Raw genomic sequence first — 18,183 nt, 5'->3', positions numbered from 1 at the left:
AACCAGGCTAAGGAATTGCACATTTGAAACTCAGCTTCCTACCAACCGCCGCCGAGCTTATCGCTCCCAGACTTCTTCCCAGGCCGCGACATATTGGTCGAGCAGGGTGTCCTTATGCACGGTCGATCCGGACTCCGACAGGTGCCACATATTACCGTCCACGAAGAGGTCAGACGGGTAGACCTTCACGATATCGTTGGGCCTCGAAGTCTCGACCTCGTAGGGCGACGCGTTCCACAGGGGATGGCTCACCGAGATGACCTGACGCGGGCGACGGTCCCGGTTTCGGTCGGGAAGCTCGTCGATGACGACCATGGTCGGCAGGTGGTCAAGCCCCGCCGGCGCCATGCGCGCGCCGAGCGCCTGGAGCCTGACCTTCAAGTCGCCCTCGGCCTGATGCGCCGGGTGCACCATGACGCGCACGTCGAAACCGTTATTCTTCTTATATTCGAGCGCCTTCAGAAGCTGCGGATGCCCAATACTATCGGTCATCAACCAGACCGAAGACTTGGCCTTATAGACCTGGTCGATGACCGCTTTGACCAGGCGTTGCTGCGGGTTAAACAGGACGCGCATGCGCCCCTGGTCGGTCAAATAATCAACGGTGCTGTTGGTATTGGACTTGATCGGGCCGTTATAGACGTCGAGGGTGGTGGCGAAGACGCCGCCGTGCATCTGCTGGAACTCGCTGCGGAAATCGTAGGCGAGGATCGAGCTCTCGATGCGCCAGCCCACCCAGGGCTGCTCGCCGTTGACCAGCGACGGGAAATTCCACACCGTCATGCCGTCAATGATGGCGAAGTTATGGCTCATCAGGTTGTATTTGCCCGGGCGGGTCATCGCGCCCTGGTCGCCAGATTGTCCGGCGCCGCACATATAATACTGCTGGGCCACGCTCTCCTGGCATCGCCCAAGGATCGACGCCAGCGTCGGCTCGGGCAGATAGATCAGTTCGCCGTCGCCGTAGACCGGCAGGACGTCGGCGTCTTCAAGCAACTGCAGCCCCGCGTCGGGGTTCGTGCCGCCGCCCCAGGAATCCCAATCCGACACCACCCGCACGTTGACGCCGCGCTTATGCGCCGCGATCAGTGCGTCGGCGACCTCGGTGTCTTCCAGGCGCGACACGGCGATATCCACGGTGTCACTGGCCGCCAGAATGTCGGCGATCAATTGGGCGCGGTGATTGCTGTCTTGCACAGCCGGCGCGCTCTGAAATTGCGCCTTATTAAACGACTCGGTGATGCTCGGGGGCTCGCTGTTGTCGCAGCCAAAGCCGCCAAAGCACAGGGTCGTCAGCAACAAGCCGGTCGCGCCCGCCATGCTCAGCAGGGCGCCGCGGCGCTTATTTCGGGTGTCTATTTTAAAGAGATTAACCATTATTCAAAACTCCCTGTCGTGCTGCTGCCTGAGTAGTCCGAGCTATTGGCTTCTCCGGGGCTCATCAGGGTGAACTTCTTCCACCCCTCAGCCACCCCTTCACCACCGCGGTCGTTCGAGTATGCATGCCAATTCCGCGCGTTGCCGCCGGCGTTGGCAAAGATCAACTGCACGCGCTCCATCGAGCGGGTCGACACGGTGTCGTAGCCACCGGTGAAGACCTCCTGGAGCGTCGAGCCGCCGTCTTCCATCATGCGCTTATCGTAGTCGCGCAGTTGCACGCGCACGCGCCGAACGCCCAACTCCAGCTCCGGCATAATCACGCCGGCCGAGTCCTTGAAGGCCCCGTCGGCTTTGCGCGCGATGACAAAATAGTCATTGGGCATGATCGGGTCTTCCATCATGGGAATGCGATATTCCCGATTCAGGTCGCCCTTGATCGTCAGATGCCAGCCCGAGATATTGATCGGTCGCGGGTGCTTATTCTGGAGTTCGATAAAAATATCATCGGCGTCGTGGGTGCCGTCGTCGCGAACGCTTCCGGCGTAGTTGATCTCGGTGATCATCATCGCGCCGCGCTCTCCACTGGAGGGCGCGCCGTCCTGAACCCAACGGTACAGCGGGGTTTGATCCGAGTCGCCGGGGTCTTCACAGCCGGCAGCCATGCCCAGCGTCGATGCGAGGGCGACGATGAGCGCAATATTGAGCTTCTTAGTCATGATGGCCCGTTAACCTGGTGAGCGCTTGAGTCGTTTGGATGCTCCAACGACCGATAATTCTTAAAACCTACCTACGCGGCCGGCGCGCGGGCGTGGTGCCCGCGCGCCGGCCTCTCAATTAGAACGCGAGCGTCGCGCCTGCGCTGGCAACCCAGAAATTCTCCAGGTTGTCGGCGTCGCCGCCCGGGGCACCCAGCGAGGTACCGGCGGTGCGGTTGATGCGGGTCTCGTAGAACTCGCCGGGCATGAACACGCCGCCGATGGCGTAGATGCTGAGCACATCGTTGGGGCTGACCGTCAGGGTCGCGTTGAGCTCGGTGCCCAGGGATTTGCCGAAGCGCTCCTGCGCGGCGAGCTCCGCCTCGCTATAGCCGAAGGCGATGTCCTGGCCGACTTCACGCGCGCGGGTCACGTCGAAGTTGGTCTCCGAGGTGTCCTGGAAATACCAGCCGTCCAGGTCCAGGCGCATGGTCTCGCCGAGCAAAAAGCCCAGCCCGCCGTGGGCCGACATGGTGCCGGCGCCGCGGTTCAGGTCCTGCGGGTTGTCGCTGATGCCCGAGGAGTTGCTGACATACGCGCTCGGGCGCCATCCAGCGTAGCGGCTCATATTGATGCCGCCGACCTGCGAGCCCTTCATGCCCACGAAACCGTGGCTGTAGGGCAGGCCTTCGGCCTTGCTGTGGTTTCCGCCGTCGGCGCGGAAGAAGCGGAAGCGGCCCTCAACGCCGTAGCCGCCGAGGTCGACGCCGGCGTGAGCGCCCACGCCGAACGCGTTGCCGTCGGTGTCGACGTCATACAGACCCAGGCGACGCGCCTTGCGGTCGATACCCATCGAGCGGGCGTACTCGCCCATGACGCCGGCCACCAGGGTGTCCGACTCATAGGTGTAGTTGGCGCGCGCGCCGAACATCATCGTGTAGTCTTGGTCCGCGAAGTTCCCCAGAACGCCCTGCGTGGAGATATCCGCGCCGGTGGTCTGCGAGTTGCTGCTGGTGCGCAAGGCGCCGATCGCCGAGCCATAACCGAAGGCGCGAAGGTCGACCCCTTTGACCATGTCGAGCAGCTCGTAGACGCCGCCGAAACGATAGATATCGGTGTCGCCGCGGAAGTTATTCGTGGTCTGCTTATTGGCGCTGATATAGCGCAGGAAGTTGACGTCATCGGGGCGGCCGGAGTCGCCGTACACGTCGAACATCAGGCGAAGGCGCCCGGCCACGCCGAAGTCGGCGTTGAGCGTGATGCCGTCGATGATGTCGTTGAAGAAATAGTCTTTGTCGGCGCCGCCGATCGAGTAGCTCTGACGCCCGATCGTGGTCCACAGCGCGAAGTCGTCGTTGGCAAACGCGGCCCAATCCACCGACAGGTCATAGATATAAGCGAAGCCGCCAAAGCCAGTGCTCGCGCCGATCTGGTCGTTGCCCCACATGCCGCTTACGGCCGCGCCCAGGTTGAACGAGGTGTCCTCGCGGACATCGTAGGAGACCCCAGCGGCGAGGCTGGTATAACCGAAGTTCTGCCGGTCATCGGTGTCCAGAATATCCTGGGGCGTGTCCTCTTTGAGCGGCAAGAGGTCCAGGTTATCGAAGGCGTGAAATTCGTTGGTGACGCGAAAGTCCCAGCTCAGCGGGGACGCTTCTTCCTCGGCGTCTTCGACGGCCTCTTCGGCCGGAGGTGCGACGAGTTTGCCGTCGACCTCAAGCGAAGTGGTATCATCGGCGCCCAATTGCTGGGCGGTCGCCACCTGAGGAAAAACGAATTGGGGGAGAACGAGAACACCGCCGAGCGCGGCCAATGCAAAGAACTTGGACTTCATCTTTGAACTTCCGGGTCTATACCAAAATTGCGAAATGAAATGCAGAAGGAGAAAAGCTATCGTTTGAAATTAATCGTCCAGCCGCTCAATCTGGCCCAGACTTGAAATCAGGACCACGAAATCGCCGTAGGAGTTGACCACCGGCCCGGTGAGCTGAACGCTCACGCCATTTTTAAGGCCGATATTGCGCTGCGCCAATTCGCGGTCGATCGACGCGGCGTAGGAGACGCCGTTCTCGTCGCGAATAAACATCGCGTTGAAGTTGGTGCTGGTCGGCTCACTATAGATGGTGCCGCGCACGCGCCGAACCTGACCGATATCGTCAAAGTCCAGGGCTTCGGTGGCTTCCTCAAAATAGATATCGTGCTTGGTGCCCGGGTCGACCACTTCTTCATTGTCGAAGGTCACCACTGCGTAGCTATCGAAACTCTTATACAACCCGCGCACCCGCAGGCGAACGCGCTGGCCGAATGTAAAGTCGGTGACGCGCGAGTCCTTTAGGATCAAAATTCCGCCGGTGTCATCCTGGAGAAAATACGCGCCATAATAGCGCTGGTCTTCACCGCAGACGCGAATCTTTTGGAAATAGCGCGGGTGCAGCGTCACCACACCCTCGATCACCGTGGGGAGCTCGTCGATCTTGCGGATCGGCTCGGGATAGTTGGGATTCTGGAAGGGGTCGCAGTTGTCGCCGAAGGTGCGGTCGCCGCCCAGGGGATAGGGGTCCAGCGGACTAAAGCCGTACCAGGTGCGCTCCGATTCGGTCGCAGTAATAAGCGCGAGCGTGTCGGCAATGGATGTCTCCCCCTGGAAAGCGATGGAGTCCTCGCCACGCTCGGCGTACTTTTTGTCGCTAAAGCCGATCGGCTCAAGCACCTGGGTCGACGTCCCCTGCGAATAATAATCCTCGGGATTCAGCGGCCCCTCGGCGTCGGCGCAGGCGCCCAAAAAGAGCGGAGCACCGCAGATCCCAAGGCATAACAAACCGCCCCGTAGCAGGTTTTGATTCACAGATACGCCCCTGGATTTAGTGGGATGAAAGGATCGAATGCTGAGTAAAATAGCGGCAAAATACTGCTTTAAAAACTGCCCTGGCATGCGCACCCTCTATCTCTTGGCTCGAAAGTCGAGTTGAAGTCGAAAGTATTCCGTCTCGGTCGTCGCAGACGCGGTTTGGAATGTTTGTTTTTGTATCTTATTTACTACGAATTTGCTGCATCTTTAAAAAACGGCCTCGTCGGAATCGGCTCGAATCGCGCAGCCGTGAGGCTTGTAGCAGGGTCAATCCGATTTGGCGAGGCCGGTTTATGGGGCCCGGCGCCCATGATTAGGCGCCGGGCCGGCAAAGCAAACGAGGCTTGGCTTAGTTGGTGTAGGTCCAAGCGTAGTTTACTTCGTTAAGCTGAGCGGCGTCGTCGAAGCTGCCCAGCGGACCGAAGAAGGTCACGCAGGTGCCGACGTCGACGAAGTCGGAGTTCGAGCGGAACACCGTCTCTTTGTCGCCATGGGTCAGCGTGTAGCAGATTGAGCTTCCGCCACAACCACCGTTATCGGCGGTCAGGACACCGCCCACGCGGACCAGCTTGCCCAGGTCTTCCAACGGAATGTCTTTTCCGGTGTAGTCTGAGAAGGGGACGTCGTTCCCGGAGCTGTCGATCGTGAAGTCGGTGACGAGCACAGCCTGCGAAACACCGGCGTAGCTTTTGATTTGCGACGTCGAGAAGCTAACCGTGTCGCCGACTTTGACGGCTTCGGTCGGAGCTTCGCCCTCGGGGAATGCGGTTTTACCCGGACCCGCGTTCAGCACGACCACGGTGTTGGCGTCCTGCAGGTAGAGCCAGTCGTTGCCCTCAATCACGTCGGGGGTGTTGTCGTTGTCGGTACGTCCGGTGGCGATGACCAGGGCGCCGGTGATCGTCAGCGGGGTGTCGAGGGTGACGATATAGTCGTTATTCTCGTCGGGCGTGCCGTTTGCCACACCGTCAACGATGCCCTGGAGGCCGGCGTCATCAAGGGTCACGCTTGCGGCGTCGAGCGGGTTTCCGCCGTTATGCGCGTCCGTTCCCTCAGCGAAAGCCTGACCGGTGAACCAATCGGCCGGCACGCAGCTGGTCGTGTTATTCGTCGGCGTGTTGTTCGTCGGCGTGTTGTTCGTCGGCGTGTTGTTCGTCGGCGTGTTATTCGTCGGCGTGTTATTCGTCGGCGTGTTATTCGTCGGCGTGTTGTTCGTCGGCGTGTTATTCGTCGGCGTGTTATTCGTCGGCGTGTTATTCGTCGGCGTGTTGTTGGTCGGAGTGTTATTCTCCGTCACGTTGTTATCATTGCTCGGGTCGGCGTCGTCGCCACAACCCATCAGCGGGGCGGAAGCAAGGGCGACACAGCTTGCGAGCAATACCAGCCAGTTCTTCGTCTTCATCTTGGAACTCCTAAAGGAATTAGAGCATATCTCGTGCTTACACACCGCTTTGCGCCAAACGCAAAAGGTGTCGCTAAAAATCGTCTAGTCAGCTAGACGGCCACCATCTAGCACTAACTTCGCCACGATTCAATAAATAAGCCGCCGTCTGGCAAAATCGGTCTATTTGGGGCTAAATCACAGGCAGATCACCCGCCTTTACCTTGCGGATCGCCCTTAAATGGCTAAGCTAGGCGAGATTTTCCACGATCGATGCCGACGGGCGGGCGCTAGACCGGGTTCGCGCGCGGCGCGACGAAATGTCGCCGCGGACACAGAGTCATGGCCCATCACGCGCCGACTCCGTTGCGCCCGTCGCAGCGCGCATGGTGGAATCAAAGTTGATTTGAACATTTCGGAATCTGGCGCGTCGAACTACCCGGAAGGCAACCTTCGATGCGCTGAGGTGGAAGGTCAGGGAGCGAAGCGCCCGGGCTGCCACTTGAATTTGCCAGTAGACGAATCAATTAAAGTGGTCGACATAATAGTACGACCGATTTCGTAACGGGGCCCCCTGCTTAACCCCCGACCCCATCCAAACTTGGAGACCAAACGATGAAAGCCACGACCATCCCCACCCGCCTGCTCATCCTCGCCACCGTCAGCCTGCTCGGCCTGTCCATCGGTTGCGCCAAGCCGCAATACGTGCGCGACACCGAGATGACCGACATCGACGAATACACGATGAGCCTGCGCTTTGACCGCAAGGATATCGATCGCCTCTACAAAGAGAATATCGATAAGATGCTCAGCGCGCGCCTCATGGGCGACTGGGATCGCCAGGCCGCCAGCGGCAACGCCCCCATCGTCGCGATCTTCCCGATGCGCAATGAGACCACCGAGCACGTCGGCAAATCGCTCGACGCCCTGCTCTCCAAATTCGAGACCGATCTGGTCAATAACTCGGCCGCCGACGTGGTCAGCCACGAGAACCAGCCCGACCTGATCGCCGAGGTCAAACGCCAGCAGTCCGCCGCCTATAACCCGCAGCGCCTGGCCGCCTACGGCAAGCAATTGGGCGCGCAATACTTCGTCACCGGCAAGGTCTATGACGTCGCCGAGCAGGTCGGCAGTGAGCGACGCGTTCAGTATTTCATGTTCGTCCAGGTCCTCGAGGTCGAGACCGGCGCCATTAAATTCCAGAACGAAGCGGCCCTGACCAAGGGCTTGATGAAATAAGCCTCGCTGATAGCGCGCTCCGCGGGTCCTCGTGCCGACCCCGCGGAGCGCGCTCTATCTCGGGCGAGCGCCGCGCATCACGCTCAACCCAGCACCTCCGGATCCTGAGAAGACCTGTCTCCTCCACCAGAAACGATGACTTCTGCCATGTGTATGCCCACGCGATCTTCCAAACTTGGCCTCCTGCTAATATCGCTGGCCTTTACCCTGTGGCTGAGCGGCTGCGCGAGCTATTCGGACTCGATGCGCAACGCCCATCAGGCGATGGCCGCCAGCCAGGCCGAATACGCCGAACAGATCCTCAATAAATCCCTGGAAACTCAGAGCTCCGCGCATCTGCCGTCGAGCTTCGAGGGCGACAATATTTTGCTGCTGCTCGAGCGCGCCACCGTCCTGCAATCCCTGGGCAAATACGACCTGGCCGCCCGCGATATCCTGGTGGTCGACGACCATATGGTCTTCGTGAGCCTGTCCAACGTCGACTCGATCGACCTGGCTACCTATCTCTATAGCGACGACGCCAAGGACTATGTCCCGCCGGCCTACGAGCGCCTGCTGCTCAACACCCTGAATATGATCAACTACCTGGCCATCGGCGATATCCAGGGCGCCAAGGTCGAGTCGCGCCGCTTTAGCCTGATGGAGAAGTTCTTTTTGGATGACGAGGAGACCAGCCTGCTCAACGGCATCCTGGCGCTGGGCAATTACCTGGGCGGCGCGACCTTTGAGCACGCCCGCGATTATTCGGAGGCCGCGCGTCTCTACAGCCGCGCCTGGCATTTCGGCGTGCGCTACCCCGAATTCCAGGCTCGCCTCACCGACCTGCTCTACCTCACCGGCTATAAGCCCCACGATATCGCCGCGCTCACCGACTCCGAGCCGCTCCCCGAGCTCATGGAAGAAGTCGCGATTCACGGCGGCATGACCTTCGAGCAATATCGCCAAAAGTGGATGCGCGGCGACACCCTGGTGGTCGTGCAGACCGGCCTGGCGCCCTGGCGAAAGGCCCAGCGCGTGCCGATCGGCGCGGCCATGGCCTATTCGAGCAACTCCAGCAGATTCTCCAGCGACACCCAGACCCAGCTCAATATGATGGTCGCCTCCGGCGCGATCTCGACGGTCAACTTCCCCATGCTCACCACCATGGGGCTGCCGCCGGTGCGAAATGTCACCATCTATGTCGACGGCGAGCCCCGCCCCGCGGGCACGCATATCGACGTCAGCGCCCAGGTCACCGTGGGTTACGCCCATCTTCTGCCGAACCTGATGGCCGCCGCGATCACGCGCATGATCACCCGCGCGGTCGCCGGCCAGGTCACCGACCAGGCCGTACAAGCCGGCGGCGGCGGCGGCTTCGGCGCCCTCGCCGGCCTCGCCCTGCAGGCAGGCATGAGCGCCGCCGACACCCCGGACACCCGCAGTTGGATGTCCTTGCCCGGCGATATCCGCATCCTGCGTACCTCTCTGCCCGAGGGCGAGCACTCCATTAATATCGCGGTGGACAGTCGCACCGATGAGCGCTCCATCACGATTCAAGAAGATTCCCTAAATATAATGAATTTTTCGCGCATACGCTGAGTCTATCTACACAGACGCGAAGAGATGTCGCCGCGCAGTCGCTCAGCACAACGACGACGAAAAAGTGATTCGCTCCTAATCTCGATAAACAATTTGTCTTAGTTCAATCTCTGGAGAATATGCCATGGCAGCCCTCACGAAACAGAATCGCTCGAAATCTACATCTCTTATGCCGCGCGCGCTGGCCGCATTATTCATCGCAGGCTTCGTGCTGATGATGAGCTCGAGCGCGTTCGCCCTGGACGGCTACGCCGACCGCAAGGGCGTCTTCGTCGGCCTGGGCGTCGGCGGCGGCATCGGCGCGGTCGCCAATGAGGACGACGGCATCACCAACGGCCTGGGCGACGGGCGCAAGCTCGGCCTGAGCCTGCACGGCATCATCGGCGGCGGCGTCAATAAAAACATCGTCCTCGGCCTGGGCGTCAACACCTGGATCCGCAACGTCGAGCAGGGCTCCCAGGACTACCACCACCAGCATTGGAACTTCCTGGCCAACGGTAACTTCTTCCTGATCGACGGCCTCTATATCGACGCCGGCGCCGGCCTGGCCTACGCCTCCTACGACGCCACCATCGGCCCGGTCACCCAGACCTATAACGAGATGGGCCTGGCCCTGCGCGGCGGCCTCGGCTACGAGTTCTTCCTCAACGGCACCCACGCCCTGGGCATGAACGTTGGCTACACCCGTCACTTCTATTTCGACGCGGACGCAGCTTTTGACACCATCGGCGCAACGATCGGAATTCGCTGGTACTAATCCGCACTAAGATCGCCCGAAGATCGCGCATTTGTCGCCGATGACTCGAAAAAGGCCGCTTCCCGCTCCGGGTTGCGGCCTTTTTTATAAAATTTAAATAAGAATTTGTGTATTTTGAAAAAAAATTCTAGGCTGGCTTCAAGATTTCGAAAGAGCACGATTTATCAAAAAACGCCCGAAAAGCCTTAAAACACTAGCGAAAACGCACGTTTAAGCAGCAAATTATGAAGCTGGAGCATAATTTTCTTTCCAATATCAGTAAAAAATTGAATTAGTAACGCAATCCAGCCGTTGTTATAGTGAAGCTGCCCGAGGGTCACTCGCCCACCAATCCTCAAAGAGGGTTGTAGAAATCGAGAATCCTAGAATAGGGCGTCCGTACTTCCACTGGAAGAATCGCAATATCTGAGTCCATAGACAAAGGAAGTCCGATGCTGCCGGATTATATCATTTACGACGAACTCAAGAAGGAACGCCAAAAACGCGAGGAGCTCCGCGAGCGCCCGCGCCTTGAAATTCCCCTCTACCCGAACCATCGCCCCGAATTCGAAGAAACGGAGCGTGAAGAGAAAAAAGAGCGCGGCGTGGCCATCATCCAATTTTGATCGCACGTTGCGCGAGTATTCGCTGATATTGATGGATGAAATCCGGCTGTCGATTATTGTTATATCGACCCATAACCAGACCCGGCTCCCAGGAGCCGGGTCTGGTTATTTCTTGGCGACCTGCTCCCGCGCAACCCGCCGCACAACTTTGACCGCTCTGCCGAAATATCCTACATTGCGCCGTCCATAACTTGCGACACCGTGAATTCTGGGGAATTTTAGCTCCTCTTTTCGTCTTAGACCCCTGACCTTTCGAACGCAGAGGCGCCGATTGATGCGGAACCCAGCAGTAAAACATCAGGCCGCCCCCGCTACACTGGTAGCCCCGAGATCGGGGAAGAATCGTTTGTGCCTTATCCCAACTCCTTTCGGTGCGCGGGCTTATTTTAAGCTGGCGCAGATCGATCGGCTTGTCAGACTTTCAGCCGGCAGCGACTCGTCGCCCGGTGCCCCGCCGAAGTTCAAAGCAGCACCCCTGCCATACTACTCCAGACATTGTGCGACCTGGCGTCCGACCAAAGCAGCATCCCCACCCGATACGACTTCTTCTCCGATCTCGGGGCCATCAGGCTGCGCGCCCCCCGCGAAGCAGGCGCCGCGTTTAGGACGAGGTTTCTGATATGAAATCCCCCGACACCGGCGCCCTGGTGAGCACCGCCGAGCGCGACACCCTGCAGAAATCACTGACCCGCCTGGACCGCCTGGCCCACCTGATGGACGAGCAATTCCGCGTGCCCGTCGTCGGCTGGCGGGTCGGCCTGGACCCGCTGATCGGCATCATCCCCGGCGGCGGCGACTGGGCGAGCTGGGTGGTCGGCGTGTATATCTTCTGGGAGGCGCTGCGCATGGACATCCCCAAACCAGTGCTCGTGCGCATGGTGTCGAACCTGACCGTCGACCTGGTCGGCGGCTATCTGCCCGGGCTCGGCGATATCTTCGACGCCGCCTTTAAGGCGAATCGAAAGAACGTCGACATGCTCCTTGAGCACTACCGCGTGCGCCGAAGCGACACCCAGATCAAGCTGCCGACCCACCTGCCGGCCCCCGCCCCGAAGAAATCCGCCGGCGCGATCTTTGCGCGCTACACCCTGGGCATCGTCGCGATAATCTTCCTATTTGCGATCGCCGCGCTGCCTTTCTTTCTGCTATGGTGGTGGCTCAACGCAGGCTGATGCGCGGACCCCGGCCGTGGGCCGAAACCCCCGCGCCAACGCGCCTCTAAACCCGCTCCAAGTCATCGACAAACGCCGTTATGGAAGAATTCGTTAAATCCGACCTCTGGGTGCAGCTCGTCCTCTTCGTCCCGCTGGGCGCCTATCTGCTCACCGCCGCGATCTGGGACGGCGTCACCTCGGTCAAGAGCGAGAACCGCAAGGGCCGCATCCCCAACAAACTCAGCTACTCCTCGGTGCTCGTGGGCATCGCCTGCCACACCATCGTGGGCGGGCTGGACGGCTTCTTAAGCGGGCTCATCGCGGTCGTCCTTGTCTTCACCATCGGCATCTTCTTGGCGGCGCTGGGCTGGTTGGGCGGCGGGGACGTCAAATTACTGATGGGCGTGGGCGCGTTCCTTGGCCTGCAGGGCCTCGGCGAGATCGCCTTTTACGCGGTCTTCGCCGGCTCGGCCATGGGCATCGTCATGGCGATCTTCAACGGCTACCTCAAAGATATGATCCTGCGCATGGGCCGATTCTTGCGCGGCCTCTATCGCATGGTATTGTACCGAACCACGATGGTTCGCGAGGACTTAAAGGTCGACCCGCGCTCCCATATCCCCTTCGCCGTTCCGATCCTCGCCGGCGCGATCCTCGCCTATACCGAAGCATCGAACGGCTGGCCGGGGCTGTTGACCTGGTTCCTTATGCCCTTCCAGGCGCTCTAAGCGAGCGCGATAAAAGACGATATTCACACCCATGATTCAATCCACCGAATTCGCCATCATCGGCGCCGGCGTGGCCGGCCTTAGCATCGGCTGGCGGCTGGCCAAGAGCGGCATCAAGGTCACGATCTTTGAGCGCGACGCCGCCGGCCAGGGCGCAAGCCGCGCCGCCGCCGGCATGCTCGCCCCCTCCTCCGAGGTCGCCTTCGAAGAAGACGCCCTCTTGCACCTCGGGCTCAAAAGCCTCGCCCTCTACCCGGACTTCGTCGCCGAGCTCGAGCAAGACGCCGGCATCAGCGTCGACTACCGCGACGAGGGCACCCTGCTGATCGGGCTGGACGCCGACGACGCGATCGCCCTGGAGCACACCCACGACTACCGCGTCAAATGCGGCTTAGGCGCCGAGAAGCTCGACGCCCAGCAGGCCCGCGAGCTCGAGCCCGGCCTCGACCCGAACCTGCAATCCGCGCTGTATATCGCCTCCGACCACCAGGTCGACCCGCTGCGGCTCACCCAGGCGATGGCGCAGGCTTTTAAGCGCGCCGGCGGGCAGTTAATCGAAAATTGCGCCATCGAATCGGTGGACTGCCAGGGCGACAAAGTCCGCGCGCTGCGCACCGCGGCGGGCGACCGCGTCGTGTGCGATAACCTCCTGATCGCCGCCGGCGCCTGGACCCGCTCCATCAAGGGCATCCCGCGCGGCGTCCTGCCGCGCGTGCGCCCGGTGCGCGGGCAGATGCTCTCGGTGGCGCTGGGCGAGCCTGCGATTTGCCGCCACGTCATCCGCGCGCCCGACGCCTACCTGGTCCCCAAATCCGACGGCCGCCTGCTCATCGGCGGCACCATGGAGGAGCGCGGCTTCAACCCCTCGCCCACCGCCGGCGGGGTCTTCGAGCTGTTGCGCGGCGCCTGGGAGACCATGCCCGGCATCTACGACCACGATCTTCTGGACATCTGGACCGGCTTTCGCCCGGTCTCCATCGACAACCTGCCGGTGCTCGGCCCCACCCCGGTCGACGGCCTCTGGCTGGCGTGTGGCCACGGGCGAAACGGCATCCTGCTGACCCCCATCACCGCCCTGGGCGTCGCCGACGCGATCCTTGGCGGCGCCGTCCCCGAAGACTTGCGAGGCTTTACCTCGGCGCGCTTTACGATATAGAGTTTGCGCCGTCCTCGGGCCAACCGCCGGGCGTCTCTGTCTTTTATAAGTGGAATAAGAATGCGTGATTTTCAGAAGTATCTAAAATCGATCTCCTCGCTCAGCGTGCTCATCGCGGGGCTGCTCGTGGCTCAAACCGCATTCGCCCAGGAATTCAGCCGCGGCGTGCGCCCCTCGGGCATGGGACAGGCGTATACCGGCGTGGCCGAGGGCACCTCCGCGATGTATTTCAACCCCGGCGGCGTCGCCAGCCGGATGATGTACCAGGCCGAAGGGGTCTACGAATACACCCCCACCGGCTCGGTGCTAAACGCCTCGATCATCGACAGCAAGACCAACCCCGACGTCGCCGCCGGCGTCGCCTATAGCTACCACTTCGGCAACGCCGACCACAGCGGGCTAAGCGGCCACGACATCCGCCTGGCCATCGCCATCCCGGCGCTCCCCGAGCAGATCTCGATCGGCGTGGGCGGGCGCTATATGATCGTCAAACAAGACGTCCCCGACGCCGAAACCGTCGAGCTCATCAACGGCTTCACCCTGGACGCCGGCGCCCTCTTTCGGGTCAGCGATATGATCCAGATCGGCGTCGCCGGGCGCAACCTGCTCGACGTCTGCCAAAAAGATAACCTCTGCTCCACCGTCGCCCCGACCACCGTCGCCGGCGGCCTGAGCATCGCCGACGGGCAATCCTTCGTCGTCGCCATCGACGGCGGCGCCGACCTGACCTCCGACCCCAACGCCGTGCACCCCTTCTTCCAGGGCGGCGTCGAGTATTTCGCCGGTGGCGTCGTCCCCATGCGCCTGGGCTACCAACGCCTGCAGGTCAACGAGCGCAATATGCTCACCGCCGGCCTGGGCCTGCGCCTGAAATCCGCCGGCATCGACACCGGCTTCCGCATGGACCTCAGCGACACCGACTATTTCTTCGTCAACGCCTCGGTCTCGCTGTTTTTCTGAGTGGCCGGTTCGCGCAATTGCGCGTTTGCGAAGTGGTCGGTTCGCGCAATTGCGCGTCTGCGAAGTGGTCGGTTCGCGGCGCGGCCCCCCGGCGCATGTGCGCCTGCCCCCCAGGCTGCGCCTGGGGGGCGAAAATGGTCGAGTTATTAGGGGTGGTCGGTTTTCGAGGTTGCGGATCGGCAAAGTGGTCGGTTCGCGCAATTGCGCGTCTGCGAAGTGGTCGGTTCGCGCAATTGCGCGTCTGCAAGGTGGTTGCATCGGCAGTGAAATAAGCCCCTGGGCGAAGCCTGGGGGCTGGCCGCGTCCAGCGGCCGGGGGCCCGTTGCGGATCGGCAAAGTGGTCGCCTCGCGCAATTGCGCGTCTGCAAGGTGGTCGGTTCGCGTAACTACTCTCCCGCAAAGCCCACGCAAAACCAACCTCCCTCGCCAAGCCACGATCCCCGCCTTCGGCGAGGAGCGCGGCTCCGATTTCGTGTGGGAATTAGTCGGCGTTGTCGCTATATTATAAAAGCGTAGAAGCCGCCCCCCAAATCGGAGTCACCATGTCATTAGCACCCCAAGACGTTGAAGCGGCAGCACTCGCGTTGTCGCGGACCAAACGTGCGGAGCTCGCGCGTCGGTTGATCGCAAGCCTTGATGACGAGGATTTAATTACCGCCGCGTGGAAAGACGAGGCGCGGCAACGCGTCGAGGGCTACCGGGACGGGAGCGTTGAGTCCGTTTCGGCAGAAGATGTGATGCATGAGGCGCGGGAACGCGCGTCATCATGAAGACTCAGTTTCTCGCTCCAGCTCGCGAGGAGTTTTTGGCGTCGGTCGACTTTTATGAAGCTCGGGCCCGCGGACTTGGAAACGACTTTATCGACGATGTTGAAAGCGCCGTAAAAATAGTGGCAGAAAACCCTGAACTCGGAAGTTTATTTGCACACGGAACGCGGCGAGTTCTGCTGCAGCGATTTCCTTTTGCGCTGATCTATATGATTGAGCCCGAAATGTTAATTATTATCGCGGTGGCTCATCAGCGTCAGCGGCCAGGATATTGGAAAGATCGGCTTGAAGCCTGATTTGAGTGCACCGCAAGCCTTAAGCAACGTCACGCAAACGCCCCGCACCACGTCAACCCAAAGCGCCCCGCAGAAGCAACAGAAGATCTTCCCCCCGGGGAAGATGTCGCGAAGCGACAGAAGGGGGGCGCCGCGCTCGCAACGCGCCCCGAAGCACTCACCCCGCACACCCCAACACCACCTCAATCACCCGCGCCTGCTCCTCGGCTGTCATACTCGACCCCGACGGCAAGCACAGCCCGCGCTCAAATAGATCCTCCGACACCGCCCCACCGATCACCTCGCACTCCGCGAAGATCGGCTGCTGATGCATCGGCTTCCACACCGGCCGCGCCTCGATATTGGCCGCCTCCATCGCCAGGCGCACATCCTCGCGCGTGGCCCCAAACGCCGCCTCATCGATGGTCAAAACCGTCAACCACCGGTTATGCGTCCCCCACGCCGCCTCGGGCTGAAACTCCAACCCATCAAGCCCGCCAAGCGCCTCCACATAGCGCCCAAAGATCGCTCGCCGCGCCGCTACGCGATCCTTGAGCACCCGAATCTGCCCCCGCCCGATCCCGGCGAGTACGTTGCTGAGGCGGTAGTTGTAGCCGATCTCCGAGTGCTGGTAGTGTGGCGCGGCGTCGCGCGCCTGGGTCGATAATTTACGCGCATGCGCGATCAACGCCTCATCGTCCGACACCAACATCCCGCCCCCCGACGTCGTGATGATCTTATTGCCATTAAACGAGTAGACCCCGCTCTGCCCAAACGTCCCGGGCGTCCGCGCCACCCCGTCCGCCCCGGTATAAGACGCCCCGAGCGCCTCCGCCGCGTCCTCGATCAGCGCCACCTCAAACTGCGCACACGCCTCAACGATCGCGTCCAAATCCGCGCATTGCCCGTACAGATGCACCACCATCACCGCCTTCGGCAGCTTCCCGACCTTCGCCCGCGCCTCCAGCGCCTCGCGCAACAGCCCGGCGTCGAGGTTCCAACTCTCCCGCTCACTATCCACCAACACCGGCGTCGCGCCCGTATAAACAATCGCGTTCACGCTCGCCGCAAACGTCAGCGTCGACACAAAAACCTCGTCGCCGCGCCCCACCCCGGCCTCAATCAACGCCAGATGCAGCGCCGCCGTCCCCGACGACAGGGCCAACGCATGCTTCGCCCCGACCTCCTCACAAAACTCCCGCTCAAACCCATCGACGTTCGGCCCCAGAGGTGCTATCCAATTCGTCTCAAACGCCGACTCCACGAACCCCCGCTCAAGCTCGCCGAGGTGGGGTGGGGAGAGGTAGATTTTGGGGTGTTTTTGCATCGTAATTCCAAGTTGAATAGAGGTTGCGAAATGACAAGGCATACTACGGACTAAGTCTTCGTATGCATCCTATGAATCACCTAAGACAATGTCGAGTTCGCTGGTCGAATAAACAAACAACGCTCCAGCACTGACGAAATAAATGAAGTTCTATGAAATTACTAACTAAATTAGCCGATCAATACCGCCAGGATCCACTTCGCGCACTAGCGCTCAACGCGATGGCCGCCCAAACTCCATTGAACGAGCGCTCAGTACAAACGCTGCGCGCCACGTCTCCTGAGAAAGTTATTGAGTTCGCAAAGCGAAACGAAATCGGCCCGATCATCGCAAAGGCGATCCTCGACCACCCCGCCTGTGACGACCTGGCGGGTCGCGACTTATGGCAAGAGATCTACGATGCGTCCCACCGTCGAATGACGATCTTAATGGACACATTGGATCGTGTTGCTAACAAATTTGCGGAAGCCGATATCCCACTTGTGGGACTTAAAAACGCGGGCATCGCACGCGGCATCTATCCCGATCCCGCAGCCTGCCCTATGGGTGACCTTGATGTCCTCATCCCGCGGAAACCGTTTTTAGAGGCGCACGCGCTTTTACTCGAAATGGGCTTTGTGCTTGAGACTCGCTCGACTGTTGAACCTGCCGAACTACAGGCAGCATTCGAAGGCGGCGGCACCGAATACCGCAAAGAAGTCGACGGCGAAACCGTTTGGTTCGAATTGCAATGGCGCCCCGTCGCGGGCCGGTGGATTCGCGCCGAACAGGAGCCCTCGGGAGACGATCTCATTGCAGATGCGGTGACCATTGAGGACTCAAACGTCCTGCTTTTGGAACCAACCGCCAACCTCCTCCAAGTCTCATTGCACACCGCAAAGCACACCTATGTACGCGCGCCCGGCTTGCGTTTACATACCGACGTCGACCGAATCGTAGCCTACGCCGACCCTGACTGGGAGAAATTTGTCGCCTGGGTCAAGCGCATCGAAGTGATTACCGCGGTCTACTTCTCCCTTGCTCTCTCAAAAGCTCTATTGGGCACCGATATCCCAGATTGGGTCCTTCGCGAACTACAGCCGCCGAGATGGAAGCGAGAGCTTATCGCCCGCTGGTTGCAAAAAGCAGATATCTTTGAGCCCAACGAGAAGAAGTTCAACCGCGCTGAAATGATAGGTTTCCACACCCTCTTATATGATGACGCAGCCGGCTTTACAGCTTCGGTTTTCGACACAGACAAAGATCATCTGACGCTCCAAGAACTGCCTCAGAACCTGCGGCGCGGCGCCTCGCGCGTGGCTGACCTTCTAACGCGCTACGACTCGAATTAATT

17 protein-coding genes are annotated in these 18,183 nt (G+C 60.6%); 11 read left to right on the top strand and 6 right to left on the bottom strand.

The features are described from left to right. Window positions 1-57 precede the first annotated feature (57 nt). From DN745_RS18250 to DN745_RS19640, 5 genes are all read right to left on the bottom strand, one after another. Complete coding sequence (locus DN745_RS18250; protein ID WP_111337176.1) at window positions 58-1,377, bottom strand: phospholipase D-like domain-containing protein; 1,320 nt, start codon at window positions 1,375-1,377, stop codon at window positions 58-60. Further along, on the bottom strand, window positions 1,377-2,096 hold the full coding sequence (locus DN745_RS18245) for a hypothetical protein (protein ID WP_111337174.1): 720 nt from the start codon (window positions 2,094-2,096) through the stop codon (window positions 1,377-1,379). Before DN745_RS18245 ends, DN745_RS18250 begins: the two co-directional genes overlap by 1 nt. A 118-nt stretch (window positions 2,097-2,214) precedes the next feature. Further along, window positions 2,215-3,909, bottom strand: coding sequence for a hypothetical protein (locus tag DN745_RS18240; RefSeq protein WP_111337172.1), 1,695 nt, complete (start codon window positions 3,907-3,909; stop codon window positions 2,215-2,217). Window positions 3,910-3,978: 69 nt separating this feature from the next. Continuing rightward, on the bottom strand, window positions 3,979-4,920 hold the full coding sequence (locus DN745_RS18235; protein ID WP_133621948.1) for a hypothetical protein: 942 nt from the start codon (window positions 4,918-4,920) through the stop codon (window positions 3,979-3,981). A 352-nt stretch (window positions 4,921-5,272) separates the two neighbouring features. Beyond that, on the bottom strand, window positions 5,273-6,325 hold the full coding sequence (locus DN745_RS19640) for a hypothetical protein (RefSeq protein ID WP_204355036.1): 1,053 nt from the start codon (window positions 6,323-6,325) through the stop codon (window positions 5,273-5,275). 594 nt (window positions 6,326-6,919) lie between these two features. Between DN745_RS19640 and DN745_RS18225 the strand changes: the two genes are divergently transcribed. From DN745_RS18225 to DN745_RS18185, 10 genes are all read left to right on the top strand, one after another. Then, complete coding sequence (locus DN745_RS18225; RefSeq protein WP_111337168.1) at window positions 6,920-7,543, top strand: penicillin-binding protein activator LpoB; 624 nt, start codon at window positions 6,920-6,922, stop codon at window positions 7,541-7,543. 153 nt (window positions 7,544-7,696) lie between these two features. Then, window positions 7,697-9,121, top strand: a complete 1,425-nt coding sequence (locus DN745_RS18220; protein WP_111337166.1) for a COG3014 family protein — start codon at window positions 7,697-7,699, stop codon at window positions 9,119-9,121. Window positions 9,122-9,245: 124 nt separating this feature from the next. Further along, window positions 9,246-9,878 (top strand): hypothetical protein, encoded by a 633-nt coding sequence (locus DN745_RS18215; protein WP_133621947.1) that lies wholly within the window; start codon window positions 9,246-9,248, stop codon window positions 9,876-9,878. 431 nt (window positions 9,879-10,309) lie between these two features. Beyond that, window positions 10,310-10,483, top strand: coding sequence for a hypothetical protein (locus DN745_RS19465; protein WP_162687780.1), 174 nt, complete (start codon window positions 10,310-10,312; stop codon window positions 10,481-10,483). 620 nt (window positions 10,484-11,103) lie between these two features. After that, window positions 11,104-11,655, top strand: coding sequence for a DUF4112 domain-containing protein (locus DN745_RS18210; protein ID WP_204355035.1), 552 nt, complete (start codon window positions 11,104-11,106; stop codon window positions 11,653-11,655). 80 nt (window positions 11,656-11,735) lie between these two features. Continuing rightward, window positions 11,736-12,365 (top strand): A24 family peptidase, encoded by a 630-nt coding sequence (locus DN745_RS18205; RefSeq protein ID WP_111337162.1) that lies wholly within the window; start codon window positions 11,736-11,738, stop codon window positions 12,363-12,365. 31 nt (window positions 12,366-12,396) lie between these two features. Beyond that, on the top strand, window positions 12,397-13,521 hold the full coding sequence (thiO, locus tag DN745_RS18200) for a glycine oxidase ThiO (RefSeq protein WP_111337160.1): 1,125 nt from the start codon (window positions 12,397-12,399) through the stop codon (window positions 13,519-13,521). A gap of 60 nt (window positions 13,522-13,581) precedes the next feature. Continuing rightward, window positions 13,582-14,481: a PorV/PorQ family protein gene (locus DN745_RS18195; RefSeq protein WP_111337158.1), complete on the top strand. Its 900-nt coding sequence runs from the start codon at window positions 13,582-13,584 to the stop codon at window positions 14,479-14,481. Between the two features lie 542 nt (window positions 14,482-15,023). Beyond that, window positions 15,024-15,251: an addiction module protein gene (locus DN745_RS18190; protein WP_133621946.1), complete on the top strand. Its 228-nt coding sequence runs from the start codon at window positions 15,024-15,026 to the stop codon at window positions 15,249-15,251. Then, window positions 15,248-15,544, top strand: coding sequence for a type II toxin-antitoxin system RelE/ParE family toxin (locus DN745_RS18185; RefSeq protein WP_111337154.1), 297 nt, complete (start codon window positions 15,248-15,250; stop codon window positions 15,542-15,544). The genes DN745_RS18190 and DN745_RS18185 overlap by 4 nt, the downstream gene beginning before the upstream one ends. 157 nt (window positions 15,545-15,701) lie before the next feature. On the opposite strand, the gene DN745_RS18180 is transcribed toward DN745_RS18185, so the two are convergent. Further along, entirely contained in the window at window positions 15,702-16,850 is a 1,149-nt protein-coding gene (locus tag DN745_RS18180) for a DegT/DnrJ/EryC1/StrS family aminotransferase (protein ID WP_111337152.1), read from the bottom strand. A 152-nt stretch (window positions 16,851-17,002) separates the two neighbouring features. Between DN745_RS18180 and DN745_RS18175 the strand changes: the two genes are divergently transcribed. Beyond that, on the top strand, window positions 17,003-18,181 hold the full coding sequence (locus DN745_RS18175; RefSeq protein WP_111337150.1) for a nucleotidyltransferase domain-containing protein: 1,179 nt from the start codon (window positions 17,003-17,005) through the stop codon (window positions 18,179-18,181). Window positions 18,182-18,183: the final 2 nt, after the last annotated feature.

The sequence above is a fragment of the Bradymonas sediminis genome (genome assembly GCF_003258315.1).
Taxonomy (GTDB): domain Bacteria; phylum Myxococcota_A; class Bradymonadia; order Bradymonadales; family Bradymonadaceae; genus Bradymonas; species Bradymonas sediminis.
The sequence above is the reverse complement of the archived record's forward strand: the minus strand, read 5'-3'. Positions and strand labels throughout refer to the sequence as shown.

Coding starts and splice junctions, on each gene's coding strand:
- DN745_RS18190 (WP_133621946.1), top strand. CDS start 15,024: ATGTCATTAGCACCCCAAGACGTTGAAGCGGCAGCACTCGCGTTGTCG.
- DN745_RS18210 (WP_204355035.1), top strand. CDS start 11,104: ATGAAATCCCCCGACACCGGCGCCCTGGTGAGCACCGCCGAGCGCGAC.
- DN745_RS18205 (WP_111337162.1), top strand. CDS start 11,736: ATGGAAGAATTCGTTAAATCCGACCTCTGGGTGCAGCTCGTCCTCTTC.
- DN745_RS18215 (WP_133621947.1), top strand. CDS start 9,246: ATGGCAGCCCTCACGAAACAGAATCGCTCGAAATCTACATCTCTTATG.
- DN745_RS18220 (WP_111337166.1), top strand. CDS start 7,697: ATGCCCACGCGATCTTCCAAACTTGGCCTCCTGCTAATATCGCTGGCC.
- DN745_RS18250 (WP_111337176.1), bottom strand. CDS start 1,377: ATGGTTAATCTCTTTAAAATAGACACCCGAAATAAGCGCCGCGGCGCC.
- DN745_RS19640 (WP_204355036.1), bottom strand. CDS start 6,325: ATGAAGACGAAGAACTGGCTGGTATTGCTCGCAAGCTGTGTCGCCCTT.
- DN745_RS19465 (WP_162687780.1), top strand. CDS start 10,310: ATGCTGCCGGATTATATCATTTACGACGAACTCAAGAAGGAACGCCAA.
- DN745_RS18180 (WP_111337152.1), bottom strand. CDS start 16,850: ATGCAAAAACACCCCAAAATCTACCTCTCCCCACCCCACCTCGGCGAG.
- DN745_RS18240 (WP_111337172.1), bottom strand. CDS start 3,909: ATGAAGTCCAAGTTCTTTGCATTGGCCGCGCTCGGCGGTGTTCTCGTT.
- DN745_RS18245 (WP_111337174.1), bottom strand. CDS start 2,096: ATGACTAAGAAGCTCAATATTGCGCTCATCGTCGCCCTCGCATCGACG.
- DN745_RS18175 (WP_111337150.1), top strand. CDS start 17,003: ATGAAATTACTAACTAAATTAGCCGATCAATACCGCCAGGATCCACTT.
- DN745_RS18225 (WP_111337168.1), top strand. CDS start 6,920: ATGAAAGCCACGACCATCCCCACCCGCCTGCTCATCCTCGCCACCGTC.
- thiO (WP_111337160.1), top strand. CDS start 12,397: ATGATTCAATCCACCGAATTCGCCATCATCGGCGCCGGCGTGGCCGGC.
- DN745_RS18195 (WP_111337158.1), top strand. CDS start 13,582: ATGCGTGATTTTCAGAAGTATCTAAAATCGATCTCCTCGCTCAGCGTG.
- DN745_RS18185 (WP_111337154.1), top strand. CDS start 15,248: ATGAAGACTCAGTTTCTCGCTCCAGCTCGCGAGGAGTTTTTGGCGTCG.